Genomic DNA, 15,157 nt, shown 5'->3' on the forward strand with positions numbered 1-15,157 from the left:
CCGACGGGGCGGAGAGTCTGCAGCCTCTCCGCCCACGAGGAGGTGCTAGGCCTTGAGTGCCTTCGTGACCTGAGCGACGGCTTCGTCCCGCGTCAGCGGGGTGGCGTCACTGCTGGTCGGCTCGGGGCTCCAGAACCAGTTCTTGCCCTTCACGAAGTTGGCGCCGACCGCAACCGTGACGGTGACCACGGCACCGGCTGCGGTGACGACGGCCGCGATGTGCACGACGGCCGCACCGACCGCGACGGTGACGCCGCAGAGCTGCCCGTTTTCCACCGGGGTGGCGGAGTTGTCCTTCTGGGCGACCGACATCAGCATGTTCTGGGCGTCGATGACGGCCTTCTCGACCTGCCGCGGGTCACCGCTGCGGGTCTTGCGGCTGAGCCCGGCGAAGAAGCCGGGATCCCGCTTGTCGATCAGGTCGATCACGGCGTTCGACGCACGGATCTCGTCGATGTCGCCGTTGTCGAGGTTCTGCCGGGCCTCGGAGAAGAGCGGCAGCTCGGCCAGGTCACGGCCCACCGCCCCCTGCCCGAAGAACAGGCCGCGGAAGACGTTCTGCCCGTCGGCCTTGGCGGCGGCCTCGGAGACCACAGGCGCCGCGGCGACCGGCTTGGCGGAAGTCCCGTCCGAATCGGCAATCGCCGACGGCGCGGCCGCGACGCAGAGCGCGGCAGCGGTCACACCGGCTACGGCTAAGATTCCGCGCTGCTTGACATTCATTTCGATTCCCCTCGAATGATGGCGCACACCGAGGGGCGTAAACGTGCGGTCAACACGCTCCCCCCGGTACGCGGTGTTTCCCGTAGATCCTCACATGAGAGATGTCCGAAAGTCGAACAGAGGTGAGGGAGGTCACACTTCGCATTCTCGGTTCCTGACGCTTTCTTAATTCCTGCGTTTCCGCCGACCCTGGAATTAAAGGAACGGGGACCGCACAGGGTCCATATCCGGCCGGCGCCGGGGGGAGGGGGAACACCGGCCGGGTACGGCCCTCACCCCGGGCGGCGGGCGCCCAGGGAGTTCAGGAGGGCGGCGCCGCGTTCGGCGTCGTCCACACTCACCGCGAAGTCCTTGCCCTTCGCACGGATGACCAGGCATTCGCCGCCGCGCAGCATCACGGTCGTACCCAGCCCGCTCAGCCGGTACCCCCAGCCACCGACCTGGGCGGGCGTCCTGTCCTCGACGCGCGCGGACTCGATGTCCTCGGCGGCCCAGCGCCGCACCGGCCGACCGAACGGCCCGAACGCGACCTCCAGGCCGCGCCCGGTGACCCGCGCCTGCACGGAGGAGAAGGCGAGTACCAGGAGAGAAGCGACGGCGAACGGCGCGACCAGCGCCCACTCCGCACCGATCAACCCGCCCAGCCCGGCGAGCGCACCGGCCGCCGCGACAAGTCCGGTACCGGCCGCTATGAGTTGGAGCCAAGCGTTGGACGCACGCGAGAGCCATACGAACCGCTCGCCGCTCGGGATCTCCATGCGGGGGCCCTCACCCGCCGGCGCTCCCGCCCCCACCGCCCCCCGGCGGCCCGCGAGCGCTCCGGTGAAACCGGCCAGTACAGCCACGGCGATCACCACCACGACCCAGACGGTCACCGAATCGGCCTGCCGCCAGTCCTCGTGGTCGAGGTTCGCCCGCACGATCGACGCCTGCGCACCGGCCAGACCCACACCGCCGGAGACCAGTGTGCCGGCCACCCAGCCCCCGGCCCCGGCCCCGGCCCGGCGCCGCGCGAACGCGACACCCAGGACGAGGACAGCCCAGATCAGCGCCGGGAAGACCGCCGCCGCCCACAGCGGCATGGAGCCGTCTGGAGCTCCGGAGCCGCTGTCCCAGTGGGTGGCCAGACGGTCCGGCAGTCGCCCGCCCGCAGCCAGGGGCAGCGCCACGAGTAACGCCAGGACCCCGGCCGCCCAGGCGACAACACCCCACGCAGCCAAGCCCGCTCCGCCCGCCCTGCCCGTCCCGCTCGCACGGTCGCTCACGGCACCTCCCTGATCATTTCCATGAGATCGGCCTTGCTGTACCCCATGTGCGCCCCGTCGGCCACCAACGCCCGTACGCGCTCCAGCAGCGCCGACCGCCCGTCCGCCCCACCGGCCACGGTCACCCCGCGGCCGCGCCGGAACTCCAGCAACCCCTCGTCGCGCAAGGCGCGCAGACCGCGCAGGACGGTGTTCGCGTTGACGCCCAGCGCCTGCGAGAGATCCCGCGCGGGCGGCAGCCGGTCCCCCGGCGCGCACTCGCCCTCGGCGATGGCCCGCCGGATCGCCCCGGCCACCTGCTCGTGCAGGGGCCGACTGTCGTTGATGTCCAACCTGAGCAACATGATGCTAATAACGCTAGCACCATGCACTCCCTGACGATGCATCCGAGCGGCAACAATGGCCGAATGCCCCGCCTCCTCCACCTGGACCGCACCCTCGACGAGCTCGACGCCCCCGCATGGCCGCCCGCGCCACCGGACGCGACGACCCTCGTCGCCAAGGTCCACGCCCTGCGCCGCCGCCCGCTGTCCACCCTCACCCCGGCGGACCTCCGCACGCTGATCTCCCAGGACGTGGCGCTCCCCTACGTGCTCCCGCTCGCGGTGGCGCTCCTGCTCGAAGACCCGCTGGTGGACTCGTACTTCTACGAGGGCGACCTCCTGCTCGCCACCCTCGACCGGCAGGCTTCGGCATGGGCCCTCTTCCCCGACCTCGCCACCGACCTGGCGACGGCGATCACCACCCTCCCGCGGGAGGCACTGGCAGAGCTCCCCTCGGGCTCGGCCGCGCTCATCGACCGGTTCACGGCGCGGCACTCGCGCTAGGCGCGCTCCCGTGGACAGCCGGCGCAGCCACCGGCATACCTGATCTACGATCAGGCGGCCTCGCCGCAACCGGGGCTGTTGGTCGACGCGGGCGGCTCCCGCTAGTGCTGTGGCCGGAAAGGTTCACCGGGTCACAGCACTAGGCCCTGTCCGGGCCGGTACGCCGCACCAGTTCTTGCACGCGCCGCCACTGCTCCTCGAACTCCTCCGGCGTGGTGCGCACCCATTCTCCGGACCCGCCCCGCAGGGTGTCGACGAGCGCGCCCAGCTCTTCCGGGTCGATCCCGCCGCGCCGCAGCAGCTCGTCTGCCCCCTCACGCACTTCTTCCGGCAGCCGCTCGGCAACCGCGCGGCGCAGGCGTTCCCCGGCATCCTGCTGTGCCACCGTGTCCCAGACCTCCGGGTGACGGTAGCCGGGCTCGGGCTTCGTCGACTCCACCGTGATGCGGTGGGCCTCCGCCCAGCGGTCGCGCCGCACCCCGGTCACCTGCCAGCACACCCGGATCCGCGCGCGGTCGGTGCGGATGGTGAACCTGTTGTCCCGCACCTCGTCCCCGACGATTGCCTGCGCGAACTCGCCGATCACCGTCAACTGGTAGCGGTAGTCCTGGTTGAGCGCCTCGAAATAGTCGGGCAGCGCCACTTCGGCGGTGCCCGCTTCGTCCGTGGTGACAGTGCCGCTGTAGACGTTGAGCATCTCCGGCGACTCGACGAAGGAGTGCGCCAGCATCATGTGCCGCGGATCGAGGGGGTGGTCGATCTCGAATCCGCCGCCGCCCTTGGACAACGAGCCCGAGACGCGTACGTCGCCCGCGAAATCGCCGGCGTACCCGTCCCTGCTCTGGCCGTACACCCCGGTTCCGGCAAAGCTGAGCCCGTACACGCCCGTGCCGAGGATGCTCGTCCCGGAGACGCCCACCCCGGACTGCGCCGAGAAGTTCAAGCCGTCCACTCCGGACGAATCGACGGTGGACAGGCCGGACACACCGGCCCCCGTGTCGCTCTGCCCCCTGACGCCCGGGCCCGTCCCACTCGTGCCGAACACCCCGGTCCACTTGTCGCTCCGCCCCCTGACGCCCGGGCCCTCCTCGCTGGTGCCCAGTACCCCGGGCGCGGCACCGCGGCCGCTGATGTTCTCGCCCACCACGCCGATTCCCTGGCTGCTCCCGTGCACCCCGGTGCCGCGGACGCTGCTGCCCACCACACCGGTCTGGCTGCCCACGAAGCCGGTGACTCCGTTCCCCTCCCCGACGCTGGACCCGAACACGGCGCTCGCGTCGCCCGGTGTGGCTGTGAAGGTGACGCCCAGAATGCCGTTGGCGTTGGTGCTGCGCCCGAGGACGCCGATGCTGTCGAGGCTCTCGCCGTCAACACCGCTCTCGGTGCGGCTGCGGCCCACCACCCCCGGACTGGCGAAGCCGTGTCCGGACACGCCCGCGGCGATCGTGGGGATGTCGGTGACGCCGACGGGCACCGTGCCGCTGGTGCCGCTTACGCCGACGCCGATGTCGGAATCCCCCCACACCCCGACCGGCACGGGGTTGGCACCGGAATCGACCGGCTGCTGACCACTGTGGTTGGGCTCGAAGCCCTCGACTCGCGCCATGGCTGCTCCTCGCTTGCGGGAAGGACCTGGCGCGAACCTATTCGCCCGTACGCTCCGGCCTGGCGCTCCACGGCCCGGGGCGTGCACCGTGCCGCCGAAAACAGCCCGTATGCCGAATCAGCCCGTGCCGACGGCGGCTCGGCAAGACGCAACGATGCCCGCCCCTAGTGCCGACGGGTCGGGCGGGCAGTCGCGGCAGCGGCCCGGCTCGGGGGCGCGGAAGGCGCGGTCGCAGCCGCCGCAGGTCTGGAACGGGTCCGGCCGCCTGACCTGCGGGACCGCCGGGGCGGGCGGCAAGTGCGGTGGGAGCAGCGCGGTGAGCCGGTGGGCGATCACCGCCGCCGGATGGCGAAGGTTCTCCGGGAGGTCCCCCGACAGCACCTTGCCGATGGCCTCGGGGTCGGCCCCGCGCTCCAGCCAGGTCGATACGCCGGGCGCGAGCCGCCGCACGTCGCGTTCGGCCAGCAGCAGCCGGGGGTCGTGGCGTCGCAGGCCGGCGAGGAGATCGGCGGCGCCGGGGTGGACCGGGGCGGGGGCAGACCACCCGGGCCACGACGGCGCTACGGGCGCCGGGTCGGGCTCGGGCGCCGGTCGGGCTCCGGGTCCGGCTCGTGTAGGGGCTCCGCGTCCGGCGGCGGAGGGGGCGATGCCGGCGGCTGCCGAAGCGCGGCCCCCGGGCTGTTGTACGAGTACGTACGGGTCACCACCTGCCCCGTCGCCAGCCGCTCGCGCCGGCGCTCCAGGTACCCGTGCTCCTCCAGCTCCCGCAGCGCCGCGGCGACCCGCATCTCGCCCTCGGCGGACCGCGCCGCCAGGGCCTTGACGCCGACGGGTGATCCGGCGGGCAGCGACTGGATGTACAGGGCGATGCCCCGGGCGGTGTACGACAGTTCGCGGTGCTGGGCGAGGCCGTTGCCCACCACGGTGAAGTGACTGTCGTGCCGGATGTTGACGTGGATGACACCGGATCGGGGGGTCCCGGCGGGAACACGGGACGAGGCGCGCGAGGGCGCGCTAAGGTGCTGGAGAGCCATGGGGAAGCTGCTTACTTCCTGCTTGGTCAGGCCCTCGACCGGGATGCCAGTCCCGCCGGGGGCCGTCTCATGTCTGCTGTTGTCGGGCCGAGCATATGCCCGGCAACCAGCGCCAAATCCAGCCCAGTTGGCATTGTTCACCCGTCCGAGGGACGGGCGCCCGGTCACGGGGCGGGGTGGGGTTGGTTGGTTGGTTCTTTCACCCGTGAATTTGGCACTTATGCGTCTAAGCACGCCGGGTCGCGGCCCCCCGCGACCCGGCGGCCAGCGAGACCTCCGCCCACACCACCTTGGCCGGGGCCGGCCCTTCCCTTACGCCCCAACGCTCCGAGAGCCCTTCGACGATCACCAGCCCCCGCCCCGGATCGCGGAGAACCGGGATCCGGTCACCCCTCGTGTCCGTCACCTCGATCCGCAGCACGCCTCCGGCGACGGCGAGCACCAGCCGGAAGTCCCGCCCGGGCACGCGTCCGTGCGTCACGGCGTTCGCGGCGAGCTCGGCCACGACCTGGGCGGGATCCCAGAAGGGCAGCCCCCACGCCCGCAGTTGCTCGACGGCGAGCAGCCGGGCCAGTCGGGCACCGCGCGGGGTGGAGGAGAGCCGTACGTCGAAGCGGTCGGTGGTGGCCCAGGGCTGGGCGAGTTGGCGATTCACGTCACACAGCGTGGCGAGACGTGCGTACCGTGAGAAGCGGGGAGGCCCTTGCGTCCGGCCTTTGTCCGGCGGTTGTCCTGTGCTGTCGCGGCTGTCCGGCGCGGACGGCGGGCACGCAGCGTTGAGGAATGTCGGCAGGTCGGAGGTGGGCGCGGATGAGTGTGGACAGCGACGGTACGGAAGACGCGGGCTGGGACGTCGATCCCGAGGACGAGCAGGGGGTGGCAGTCCTTGCGGCGCTGGGTCGCCAGCTCCGGGCGTGGCGGGAGGAAGCGGGGATGCGGGCCGCCGACCTCGGTACGGAGATCGGGTACGGGGAGGACCTCGTCCGCAAGGTCGAGGCGGGCAAGCGGATCCCCCGTCCCGAGTACCTGGACAGGGCGGACGAGGTGCTGCGGGCGGGCGGGAAGATCGCCACGATGAGGGCTGATGTCGAGCAGATCCGCTACCCGAAGAAGATTCGGGACTTGGCGAAGCTTGAGGCCCGGGCGGTTGAGATCGGAGCCTATGGCAGTCACAACGTGCACGGACTGCTCCAGACGCCGGAATACGCATCGGCCCTGTTTCGAATGCGGCGGCCCGCGTACTCGCGGGACGAGATGGACCAGATACTGGCCGCCCGCATGGCACGCCGCTCGATCTTCGACCGGGCTCCCGGCCCAGCTCTCAGCTTCGTCCAGGAAGAGGTCACCCTCCGACGGCCGATCGGCGGCACAATGGTGCTTCGTCAGCAACTCGAACACCTGCTGGAGGTGGTCCAGTTGCCGAACGTGGAGTTCCAAGTCATGCCGACCCACGTCGAGGAACACGCAGGCATGGGGGGACGCATTCAGGTGCTGAAGTTCGAGGACGGAACGGCGGTGGGCCGGTCGGACGGGGCGTTCCACGGCCGCCCGGTCTCCGACCCCAAGCAACTCCGCATCCTCGAACTGCGCTATGGCATCATCCGAGCTCAGGCGCTTACGCCACGCGAGTCGCTGGCGTTCATCGAGGAACTGGTGGGAGAAACATGATCCACAACCCCGACCTGGACTGGTTCAAGAGCAGCTACAGCGACAGCAGCGAGGGCGATGACTGCGTCGAGGTGGCCAATACTCCAGCCACCATCCACGTGCGCGACTCCAAGGACATCCAGCGCCCCCACCTCACCATCGGCCGCCACGCGTGGGCCGGGTTCGTGGCCCACGCGTCCGGCAGCTGACAGGACGGACCTCAGGCGCGGGTGCAGACGTGCACCGATTCACTGCCGTGGCCGTCGTCGTGGACGATCCGCAGGACGTTGTTCTTGTAGGTCGCCTTCAGCTGCTGGCCGCCGACCATGCCTCGTGACCCCGGCGGCTTCCACGGCAGGGTCAGCGAGGTGGTGTCCTCCACCGTCGCCGGGACCGTGAGAGCCTCGCCGCCGCTCAGCTTCGTCATTTCCTTGGAGCCCACGAAGAGGGTGTAGCTCAAGTGCCCGCCGCGCAGCAGCCAGGAGCCGGTCCACTCGACCGCCTCGCCGTCGGCGTTCCAGACGATGGTGAAGCCGCCGTTCCCCCCGGGCGGCGCCGTGATGGTGGCCGTGCCGTGGACCGTCTTGCTGCCGGGCGTGGTCGACTCCAGCTTCCAGGTGCCCCCGATGAACGCGTCGAAGGCCCGGGCGATCGGGCCCGAGGAGGCCGGCGCCGGGGCCGAAGAGGCGGACGCGGAGGCCGCCGCCGAGGACGGGGCCGCGCTCCCGGCGGTCACCCCGGGCGCGGGGGCTTTGTCCTTGCCGCCGCACGCCGCGACCAGTGAGCCGGCGACTCCGACCGCCAGGTAGCGCAGTGCGTTGCGCCGCCCGATGATCTGCGCCGCCGCGCGTATCTCCCCTACCGCCATCTGCCCTCCGAACACGCCAAGTTGATGAACAACCGTCGACTATAAGGCGCTCGCAAACCCCCATGGTGGAACCGGACGATCTTCCTCGCCGTCTCCGTACCTGGGCATGACCACCAGATTCCGGTCATGCCCAGGAACCAACTCTCCAGGGGATACATGTCGTTCGACGCAGAATGGGCCGGGCACAAGGCTGCCGCCATGGCCGGGCAGGAGTCGCCCGCCATGCGGCTGAACCAGGTGGCGCCCGAGGCGGGCGGCACCGCTGCGGGGAGCCTGTTGGCGGGGGTCGGGTCCATCAACGGCAACGCGAACCTCCTCATCGAGATCGCCGCGCTCCTCCACGAGGGCCGCCCGGACGGCGACGCGAGCACGATGGCCCGCGCACCGCGCGCGCACACCGACGTCGCGAACGAAGCCCTGCGCTTCGCCCGCTTCGCCGACGACCAGTTCCAGGACACGATCGCCCTGTTCGCCGGCCTGGCCACCCGCCTGAAGACCACCGGCACCAGCTTCGCCCAGGTGGATGACGGGACGGCCCGCAACTTCCTCGACCGCGTCCTGGAATACGGGGCATACGTGAAGCCGGAGGCCAAGTGAGCGGGCTGAGTTACCGCAAGGACGTCGAGTTCCTGGAGGAGTGCAACCCGGCACTCGTCGAGCGTAATGCTGCCGAGTTCCGCCGACTGCGCGAGCTCCTCGTGCAGGTCGAGGAGCCCGCCCGGCGTGCGGAGACCCGTACGGAGTGGCACAGCGACGGCAGCCACACGTACACCTCGCGCCTCGCCGAGGCCCGCCGGCTGGTGACCCACATGGCCGAGGGCTACGACAAGGCTGCCAGCGCTCTGCACGCCTATGCGACTGCGCTGACCACCGCCAAAGCGCACTACCGCAACGGCAAGAGAGCGGAGCGGGCGCTCTCCGGGCTGATCGCCACGAAGGGCACAGCGATCACCCGGACGGCGCAGGAGGCGGAGCCGATGCGCCAGTGGGAAGACATGCGGGCGACGACCGGGTTCCTCGACGGCCTCGCCGAGCTCACGATGGACGTGGACGACATCCGCGACGAGGCCAACCGCCTCCACGACGACGCGGGCGGCAACTTCCAGCTCGCGAAGGCCACCGAGCAGGAGGCGCGCAGCACCTGCGTGCACGCGCTGAAGCAGGCGTACGAGCTGCTGCCCGAGTTCAAGCTGCAGGGCGGCGGCGGTCGGCCCGACCTGTACGCGGCGATGGCGGACATCCGCCGGGAGGCAGCGGAGGCCGCCGGCAACCCGTTGACCCACCTTCCGGGCAGCGGCCCGAAGCGCGAGACGCCAGGGCCTGTCGGCCCGGACACCCTGATCTCACCGCAGCTGCGGGACATCCGGATGCAGGTGGCGGGACTGCCCGGCGACGCGGCCGACACCTTCTGGGGTGCTCCGGACGGCGACAAGGAAAAGGCCGCCTGGATCGCGCAGAACAAGGAGATCCTGCGGGCGGCCGCCCGGCACGCGGGGCTGCCCGAGGAACTCGTGGCGGGTATCGCGTGGAAGGAGATAGCCGGGCAGCCCGGTTTTGCCGACAACGCCGTCGATTTCGCCCGCAGGTCGGCCGACGACACACCATGGGGACTGTTTCCCATCACTGCGGAGAATCTGCCGTCGCGGCTCGGCGGGAACGTGGACGAGACTTCGTTCGGACCGATCGCCATTCAGCTCCGGCGCGGCGCCGAGGTGCTCGGCTACGATCCCGAGCACCTCACCGAGCGGCAGCAGCACGTGGTGCAGGGAGCGCTCCAGGACCCCAAGCAGAACGCGTTCATCGCGGCCGGCTTCCTGGCCCAGATCAAGGCAGAGACCAGGTACGCCGGCGTCCCGGCCGATCAGCTGACCCCGGCCCAGATGCAGGAGATCGCCGCCCGCTACAACGGCGGCCCGTACTGGGAGTCGGTGAAGGGCCAGAACTATGGCAATGAATTCGTCGATAACCTCGGCAAGGTGAAAGAGGCTATGCGATGAGGTTGCGGCGCGAGAACATCGACCTGCCCGAGGACCAGGGATGCCTGCAGTGGGTGCTGGGCGTGCCGCTCGGGTTGATCTACGCATTCGCTGTCTACTGCTGCTACCTGGCCTGGACTTCGTGGCCGAGCCCGCGCGATGACCCGTTGCGTTCGGACATGCAGTACCTCGCCTACTTCTCCATCACCCTCTGCGCCATCGGCCTGCTGCTCACCCTCACCCCGGTGTTCCGCCGGACCATGGGCAAGTGGTGGTACATCCTGCCGCTGCTGCTTGCGGGCATCGCATACGTCCGGTCGATCACGCTCTGATCGATGGCCGACAGCAACAAGAGCAGCGGCTTGCCCGAGAAGCGTCCATGGATGCGCTGGTTGGCCGGAGTCCCTCTCGGGCTCCTGCACGCGCTGAACGCCGCAACCGTGTACCTCATCGTGTCTGCCGGACCAGCGGGCGAATGGGACAACGCGGGCTACGCCGGTACTGCGACGGGCGCCCTCCTCGCCATCATCCTGAGCGTGATCGGAATGATGATCACGCTCATCCCACCGGTCCGGCGGACCCTCGGCCTGTGGTGGCTCGCCCCACCCGTCATCCTGGGAGTGACCGCGTGGGTGCGTATCGCAACGCTCGACTGAGACTCCGCCGCGAGAACATCGACCTCCCCGAAGACAGAGGCTGCCTGCAGTGGGTGCTGGGGGTGCCGCTCGGCCTCCTCTACGTGCCGGCGGCGTACTTCTGCGTGCTCATGCTGATCGCGGAAGTGCACCCGGACGACGACCGCATGCGCGTCGACATCCAGACGGGCGCCCACGCCGTGTTCGCCATCTGCCTCGTCGGGCTGCTCGTCTCCCTGTTCCCGGTGTACCGCCGGACCCTGAACCGGTGGTGGTACGCGCTGCCCCTGCTGCTCGCGGCGGTCGCACTCATCCGCGCGAACACGGTCTGATCGATGAACGACAGCCCCGAAGACATCACGCTGCCCAAGCACCGTCCGTGGACGTGCTGGGCATTCGGAGTCCCTCTCGGACTCGTCCACCTACTGAACGCCGCGTCCGTGTACTTCGCGGTTGGGTGATCGCATGGGCGCGTATCGCGACGCTCGGCTGAGGCTGCCGCGCGAGAACATCGACCTGCCCGAGGACAAGGGATGCCTGCGGTGGGTACTGGGCGTGCCCCTCACCCTCATCCACCTGCTGAACGCGTTCCTCGTGTACGCCGCCCTGCGCTGGGGATCCGAGGGCGAATGGGACCACCACGGGTACCAGGCGCTCGGCAGGATCCCGCCCGCCCCGGCCGGCTCCGTACGCTCACCACCACGGCCGCGGCCGGCAGCAGCCCGAGCAGAGCGGCGTCATATGTCGATGTCCGACCTATCCCCGCTCGGGCCGCAACGCGCCGCAGCCCCCGCCCGGACGGGGGCGGGGGCTGCGGCGGGCGTGGAACGGGCCGGCGATCAGGCGGCGGCGACGGCCGGGGCCGGCGTGGAGGTCGGCTCGTCCAGCGGGGAGGCCGTGGTGGAGGCGTAGGCCTCCTTGTCGAGGATGCCTTCGCGGGCCGAGACGATGACCGGGACCAGCGCCTGGCCCGCCACGTTGGTGGCGGTGCGGACCATGTCCAGGATCGGGTCGATCGCCATCAGCAGGCCGACGCCCGCCAGCGGGAGGCCCAGCGTGGAGAGGGTCAGCGTCAGCATGACCGTCGCGCCCGTCAGGCCGGCCGTCGCGGCCGAGCCGATGACCGAGACGAAGACGATGAGCAGGTACTCCTTGATGCCCAGCTGTACGTCGAAGATCTGCGCGATGAAGATCGCGGCGAGCGCCGGGTAGATCGCGGCGCAGCCGTCCATCTTGGTGGTCGCGCCGAACGGGACGGCGAAGGAGGCGTACTCCTTCGGGACGCCGAGGCGCTCGGTGACCTTCTGGGTGACCGGCATGGTGCCGACCGACGAGCGGGAGACGAAGGCCAGCTGGATGGCCGGCCAGGCGCCCTTGAAGAACTGGAGCGGGCTGACCTTGGCGACCGTGGCGAGCAGCAGCGGGTAGACGCCGAACATCACGAGGGCGCAGCCGATGTAGATGTCGGCGGTGAAGGTCGCGTACTTGCCGATCAGGTCCCAGCCGTACGTGGCGATCGCGGTGCCGATCAGGCCGATGGTGCCGATCGGGGCGAGGCGGATGACCCACCACAGGGCCTTCTGGAGGAGTTCCAGGGCGGATTCGGCGAGGTCGAGGACCGGCTTGGCCTTGGCGCCCAGCTGGAGGGCTGCGATGCCGGCGACGACGGCGAGGAACACGATCTGGAGGACCTTCAGATCGGTGAACGGCGTGACGATGTCCGTCGGCACGATCCCGGTGAGGAAGTCGATCCAGGAGCCGGTCTTCTTCGGGTCCTTGCCGTCGGCGGCGGTGAGGCCGGTGCCGGCGCCGGGGTCGGTCAGCAGGCCGATGCCGATGCCGATGCCGACCGCGATCAGCGAGGTGATCATGAACCAGAGCAGCGTCCGGGAGGCGAGCCGCGCCGCGTTGTTCACCTTCCGCAGGTTGGTGATCGACACCAGGATCGCGAAGAAGACCAGCGGGGCGATGGCCAGCTTCAGCAGCTGGACGAATATGTCACCGGTCTTCTCCAGCGTGGTGCCGAGCCAGCTGACGTCCTGACTGCGGGCTATCCAGCCGAAGAGGACGCCGAGGGCGAGACCGGCGACGATCTGGGCCCAGAAGGGGAACTTGAACGATGCCTTGGCAGGGCTGCCGGGGGCATGGGGGGTCGCGGACACGGACACTCTCCGGAGGGGACGCACACGGGATGAGGGGGGAGGGGCTTTGCGGTGGTGTTGCGGTGCGGCAGCAGCCGGAAAAGGGGCCGGCCGGGACCGCCAGGACCGCTGCTGTATCGATTCAGCTCAACAGCAACAGGCCGCGGACGCGCGGCGGCAGAGGTCGACGTGCAGGCGCGCCACGAGCGGGACGCTCATGGCCATCGGGTGCGCAGCTGTGGTCAACATGTTCAACACGCTAACACTTTCCCTTTGAGAATCTCAAAGGCGTACTTTGAGACAAGGGGCGCACGAGGCCCTCTTGCATCACCCCGGAAAACGCCACCGCCCCGGCACTGCGGGCGGTTTCCCGGTGCTGGGGCGGTTCGGTGTGTGATGAAGCCAACTGGGGCCTTACGAGTTCGCGCGCGCGGCCTCGTCGGCCACGTCCTCCTGGCTGCGGTTCTCGGCCAGCTTCTGCTTCGCACCCGCGACGCGTCCGGCGATCTGCTCGGACATCTCCTCGCGCTGCTTGCGCAGGAGGACGAAGGAGAGCGGCGCGGAGAGCACGAGGGCGAGCAGCACGACCCAGATGGGATTGGCGTCGCCGAGGCCGGAGGGCACCCAACCGACGCTGACGAGCCCGGCGACGACGACGAGGCATCCGACGAAGATGCCCAGCCGCATCGCGGTGTAGCGGATCGTTGCGCTCGGCTTGAGGGACACGGTGACCCCTTCTCTCTCGTCGTCCTGCGTGGGCACGTGCCCGTCCAGTGAAGCACGACGCGCCTATGGGCAAGGCCGCCGGGGGTCGTGGGTCGGCACCAGCCGCAGCGAGGAGAGCGGGCTCTTGAGCGCCTTGGAGCCGCGCGGGGACCACAGCACGACGGTCCCGTCCGCGTCCCCGAGGGAGAGGTAGGGGCTCGACGGGTCCAGCAGCCCGCCGTCGGTGGGGACTTCGTCGAGGTCCCCGACGGGCCGTACGCAGACCCACTCGGGCTCGATCCCGTACCGGGAGGGTGGGGTGCGCAGGTCGGCGGCCGTGGAGAGCGCTTCCTGTCCGGCGGTGACGGCGGGCAGGTAGGCCAGCTGCCAGACGCCGAAGACCAGGCTCCAGACGGAGACGAACACGAAGGCGGTGTAACCCATCCACCGGTCCCGCACCATCATGTGGAAGTGCTTGGCGAAGCCCAGCAGCGCGGGTGCCACCAGCCACAGGCTCATGGCGGCGAGGACCGTGAGGGCGGCCGCGAGGTGGTGCATGGCGGGCACTTCCACGTCCTCCATGTCGACGTCGAACTCGCCCAGGTACACCGCGGGCAGCGACAGCCCCACGGCCGGCAGCATGCCGGGGAGGAACGGCAGCAGCGCGGGCAGCAGCCACGGAAGGGACCGGCGCAGGGTGGACTGCCGGATCAGCCGGCCCAGGCCGACGAGGACGAACAGGGCGAGTGCGAGGAGGGCGGTCGTGGTGGGGCCTTGCAGGCGCTCGGGCAGGGCGAGCCACACGCCGACCCCGATGAAGGTGCCGGCGCAGGCGGCGAGCACGAACTGCATGAGGCCGGCGAAGACGGCGAGTGCGACCGGCCAGTCCGAGCGGTTGCGGTGGTAGAGGGCGGACGCGAGCACCACGGTCGGGAGGGCCAGGGCGGCGAACAGGACGAGGCGGGCGAGACCCGGTTCCCCTCCGCTCAGCGGTAGCAGGCTCGCCCCGAGGACCAGGGCGCACGCCACGGGGTACTGCGCGTCCCGGTGGGAGTGGCCGGCGCGCCGGATGACCTGCCGCCCGGGATCGCCGGGCAGGGCGAAGCCCGACCTGCGCACCTCGACGCCGGCCGGCGGATCGGGCGCCCCGGGCAGCGGGCGCGCGGCGAGCGCCCTGGCCTGCGCCTCCTCCCGGGCCCGCACCTGCCGCCCGCTGCCGCGCAACCGCGCGGCTTCGTCACGCAGCCGCGTCACGGCGGCGGCGACCGGGCCCGGAGCGGGAGCCGGGGCCGGAGCCGGGGCCGGGGCCGGGGCCGGGGCCGGGCCTTGGCCCGGGGCGGGGGCCGGGGCCGGATCCGGGGCGGGGGCCGGGCTCGTCGGCCCCCGGTACGCCTGCCAGTACGGCCGCACCTCCGGCCGGCGCTCGACCCGGTCCACCGCCTCCACCACCAGGTCGAGGCAGAGGCTCTCGGCGAGCACCTCGATGCGCTGCCGGGCCCCGGTGACCGCCCTGAGGTTCGAGCCCGGGAAGCGGATCTCGATGAGGTACTCGGTGGGGGACTCGGTGACCGGGGTCGCGGCCGGGCCCCGGCGTTCGAGGACGGGCCAGCCGCGTTCGGCGAGGGCGGCCTCGAAGAGGTCGCGGTCCGTCTGCGTGCCGTGCAGTTTCACCAGAGCCACCGCTCGCCGGTCCCACCGCACCACCGTCACGACCATCGGCCGCACCCCCT

20 protein-coding genes are annotated in these 15,157 nt (G+C 70.8%); 9 read left to right on the plus strand and 11 right to left on the minus strand.

Annotation, left to right across the window (positions count from 1 at the left end; all coding sequences use genetic code 11):
* Nucleotides 1-45: 45 nt before the first annotated feature.
* The 3 genes from ACFV9H_RS12510 to ACFV9H_RS12520 all read right to left on the minus strand — a co-directional run bounded on the left by ACFV9H_RS12510 (nt 46) and on the right by ACFV9H_RS12520 (nt 2,332).
* On the minus strand, nt 46-723 hold the full coding sequence (locus ACFV9H_RS12510) for a sporulation delaying protein family toxin (protein WP_385396849.1): 678 nt from the start codon (nt 721-723) through the stop codon (nt 46-48).
* 272 nt (nt 724-995) lie between these two features.
* Nucleotides 996-1,943 (minus strand): DUF1648 domain-containing protein, encoded by a 948-nt coding sequence (locus tag ACFV9H_RS12515; RefSeq protein ID WP_385397045.1) that lies wholly within the window; start codon nt 1,941-1,943, stop codon nt 996-998.
* A 41-nt stretch (nt 1,944-1,984) separates the two neighbouring features.
* Nucleotides 1,985-2,332 (minus strand): GntR family transcriptional regulator, encoded by a 348-nt coding sequence (locus ACFV9H_RS12520; RefSeq protein ID WP_385396851.1) that lies wholly within the window; start codon nt 2,330-2,332, stop codon nt 1,985-1,987.
* Nucleotides 2,333-2,395: 63 nt separating this feature from the next.
* Here ACFV9H_RS12520 and ACFV9H_RS12525 point away from each other — a divergent pair, with 63 nt between their 5' ends.
* The gene (locus ACFV9H_RS12525; protein WP_385396853.1) at nt 2,396-2,815 is read left to right on the plus strand and encodes a contact-dependent growth inhibition system immunity protein; all 420 of its coding nucleotides are present in this window, start codon (nt 2,396-2,398) and stop codon (nt 2,813-2,815) included.
* A 139-nt stretch (nt 2,816-2,954) separates the two neighbouring features.
* Here the strand turns inward: ACFV9H_RS12525 and ACFV9H_RS12530 are convergent, their stop codons facing one another.
* From ACFV9H_RS12530 to ACFV9H_RS12545, 4 genes are all read right to left on the minus strand, one after another.
* Nucleotides 2,955-4,421, minus strand: a complete 1,467-nt coding sequence (locus tag ACFV9H_RS12530; protein WP_385396855.1) for a hypothetical protein — start codon at nt 4,419-4,421, stop codon at nt 2,955-2,957.
* Between the two features lie 117 nt (nt 4,422-4,538).
* The gene (locus ACFV9H_RS12535) at nt 4,539-4,871 is read right to left on the minus strand and encodes a hypothetical protein (RefSeq protein WP_385396857.1); all 333 of its coding nucleotides are present in this window, start codon (nt 4,869-4,871) and stop codon (nt 4,539-4,541) included.
* A gap of 110 nt (nt 4,872-4,981) precedes the next feature.
* Nucleotides 4,982-5,455: a hypothetical protein gene (locus ACFV9H_RS12540; protein WP_385396859.1), complete on the minus strand. Its 474-nt coding sequence runs from the start codon at nt 5,453-5,455 to the stop codon at nt 4,982-4,984.
* Nucleotides 5,456-5,681: 226 nt separating this feature from the next.
* Nucleotides 5,682-6,110, minus strand: coding sequence for an ATP-binding protein (locus ACFV9H_RS12545; RefSeq protein WP_385396861.1), 429 nt, complete (start codon nt 6,108-6,110; stop codon nt 5,682-5,684).
* 155 nt (nt 6,111-6,265) lie between these two features.
* On the opposite strand from ACFV9H_RS12545, the gene ACFV9H_RS12550 reads away from it, so the two are divergent.
* Both ACFV9H_RS12550 and ACFV9H_RS12555 read left to right on the plus strand, forming a co-directional pair.
* Nucleotides 6,266-7,123 (plus strand): helix-turn-helix domain-containing protein, encoded by an 858-nt coding sequence (locus ACFV9H_RS12550; RefSeq protein ID WP_385396863.1) that lies wholly within the window; start codon nt 6,266-6,268, stop codon nt 7,121-7,123.
* Nucleotides 7,120-7,311 carry a DUF397 domain-containing protein gene (locus ACFV9H_RS12555; RefSeq protein WP_385396865.1) on the plus strand — a complete coding sequence of 64 codons (192 nt, stop codon included), beginning with the start codon at nt 7,120-7,122 and terminating at the stop codon, nt 7,309-7,311. Before ACFV9H_RS12550 ends, ACFV9H_RS12555 begins: the two co-directional genes overlap by 4 nt.
* Before the next feature lie 11 nt (nt 7,312-7,322).
* Here the strand turns inward: ACFV9H_RS12555 and ACFV9H_RS12560 are convergent, their stop codons facing one another.
* Nucleotides 7,323-7,970 carry a hypothetical protein gene (locus ACFV9H_RS12560; RefSeq protein ID WP_385396867.1) on the minus strand — a complete coding sequence of 216 codons (648 nt, stop codon included), beginning with the start codon at nt 7,968-7,970 and terminating at the stop codon, nt 7,323-7,325.
* A gap of 126 nt (nt 7,971-8,096) precedes the next feature.
* On the opposite strand from ACFV9H_RS12560, the gene ACFV9H_RS12565 reads away from it, so the two are divergent.
* The 6 genes from ACFV9H_RS12565 to ACFV9H_RS12590 all read left to right on the plus strand — a co-directional run bounded on the left by ACFV9H_RS12565 (nt 8,097) and on the right by ACFV9H_RS12590 (nt 11,493).
* Nucleotides 8,097-8,567: a hypothetical protein gene (locus tag ACFV9H_RS12565; protein WP_385396869.1), complete on the plus strand. Its 471-nt coding sequence runs from the start codon at nt 8,097-8,099 to the stop codon at nt 8,565-8,567.
* A complete protein-coding gene (locus ACFV9H_RS12570) occupies nt 8,564-9,967 on the plus strand; it encodes a hypothetical protein (protein ID WP_385396871.1) in 1,404 nt (467 codons plus the stop codon). Before ACFV9H_RS12565 ends, ACFV9H_RS12570 begins: the two co-directional genes overlap by 4 nt.
* Nucleotides 9,964-10,278 carry a hypothetical protein gene (locus tag ACFV9H_RS12575; protein ID WP_385396873.1) on the plus strand — a complete coding sequence of 105 codons (315 nt, stop codon included), beginning with the start codon at nt 9,964-9,966 and terminating at the stop codon, nt 10,276-10,278. Before ACFV9H_RS12570 ends, ACFV9H_RS12575 begins: the two co-directional genes overlap by 4 nt.
* Nucleotides 10,279-10,281: 3 nt before the next feature.
* Nucleotides 10,282-10,602, plus strand: coding sequence for a hypothetical protein (locus ACFV9H_RS12580; protein ID WP_385396875.1), 321 nt, complete (start codon nt 10,282-10,284; stop codon nt 10,600-10,602).
* Nucleotides 10,575-10,913, plus strand: coding sequence for a hypothetical protein (locus tag ACFV9H_RS12585; protein ID WP_385396877.1), 339 nt, complete (start codon nt 10,575-10,577; stop codon nt 10,911-10,913). Before ACFV9H_RS12580 ends, ACFV9H_RS12585 begins: the two co-directional genes overlap by 28 nt.
* Nucleotides 10,914-11,046: 133 nt before the next feature.
* On the plus strand, nt 11,047-11,493 hold the full coding sequence (locus ACFV9H_RS12590) for a hypothetical protein (RefSeq protein ID WP_385396879.1): 447 nt from the start codon (nt 11,047-11,049) through the stop codon (nt 11,491-11,493).
* On the opposite strand, the gene ACFV9H_RS12595 is transcribed toward ACFV9H_RS12590, so the two are convergent.
* The 3 genes from ACFV9H_RS12595 to ACFV9H_RS12605 all read right to left on the minus strand — a co-directional run bounded on the left by ACFV9H_RS12595 (nt 11,421) and on the right by ACFV9H_RS12605 (nt 15,143).
* Nucleotides 11,421-12,749, minus strand: a complete 1,329-nt coding sequence (locus tag ACFV9H_RS12595) for a dicarboxylate/amino acid:cation symporter (RefSeq protein ID WP_385396881.1) — start codon at nt 12,747-12,749, stop codon at nt 11,421-11,423. The two genes, ACFV9H_RS12590 and ACFV9H_RS12595, sit on opposite strands and share 73 nt — an antisense overlap.
* A gap of 387 nt (nt 12,750-13,136) precedes the next feature.
* Entirely contained in the window at nt 13,137-13,409 is a 273-nt protein-coding gene (locus ACFV9H_RS12600) for a DUF4229 domain-containing protein (RefSeq protein ID WP_385397047.1), read from the minus strand.
* A 102-nt stretch (nt 13,410-13,511) separates the two neighbouring features.
* On the minus strand, nt 13,512-15,143 hold the full coding sequence (locus tag ACFV9H_RS12605) for a hypothetical protein (RefSeq protein ID WP_385396883.1): 1,632 nt from the start codon (nt 15,141-15,143) through the stop codon (nt 13,512-13,514).
* Nucleotides 15,144-15,157: the final 14 nt, after the last annotated feature.

This window comes from Streptomyces sp. NPDC059874 (assembly GCF_042731135.1).
Lineage (GTDB): Bacteria > Actinomycetota > Actinomycetes > Streptomycetales > Streptomycetaceae > Streptomyces.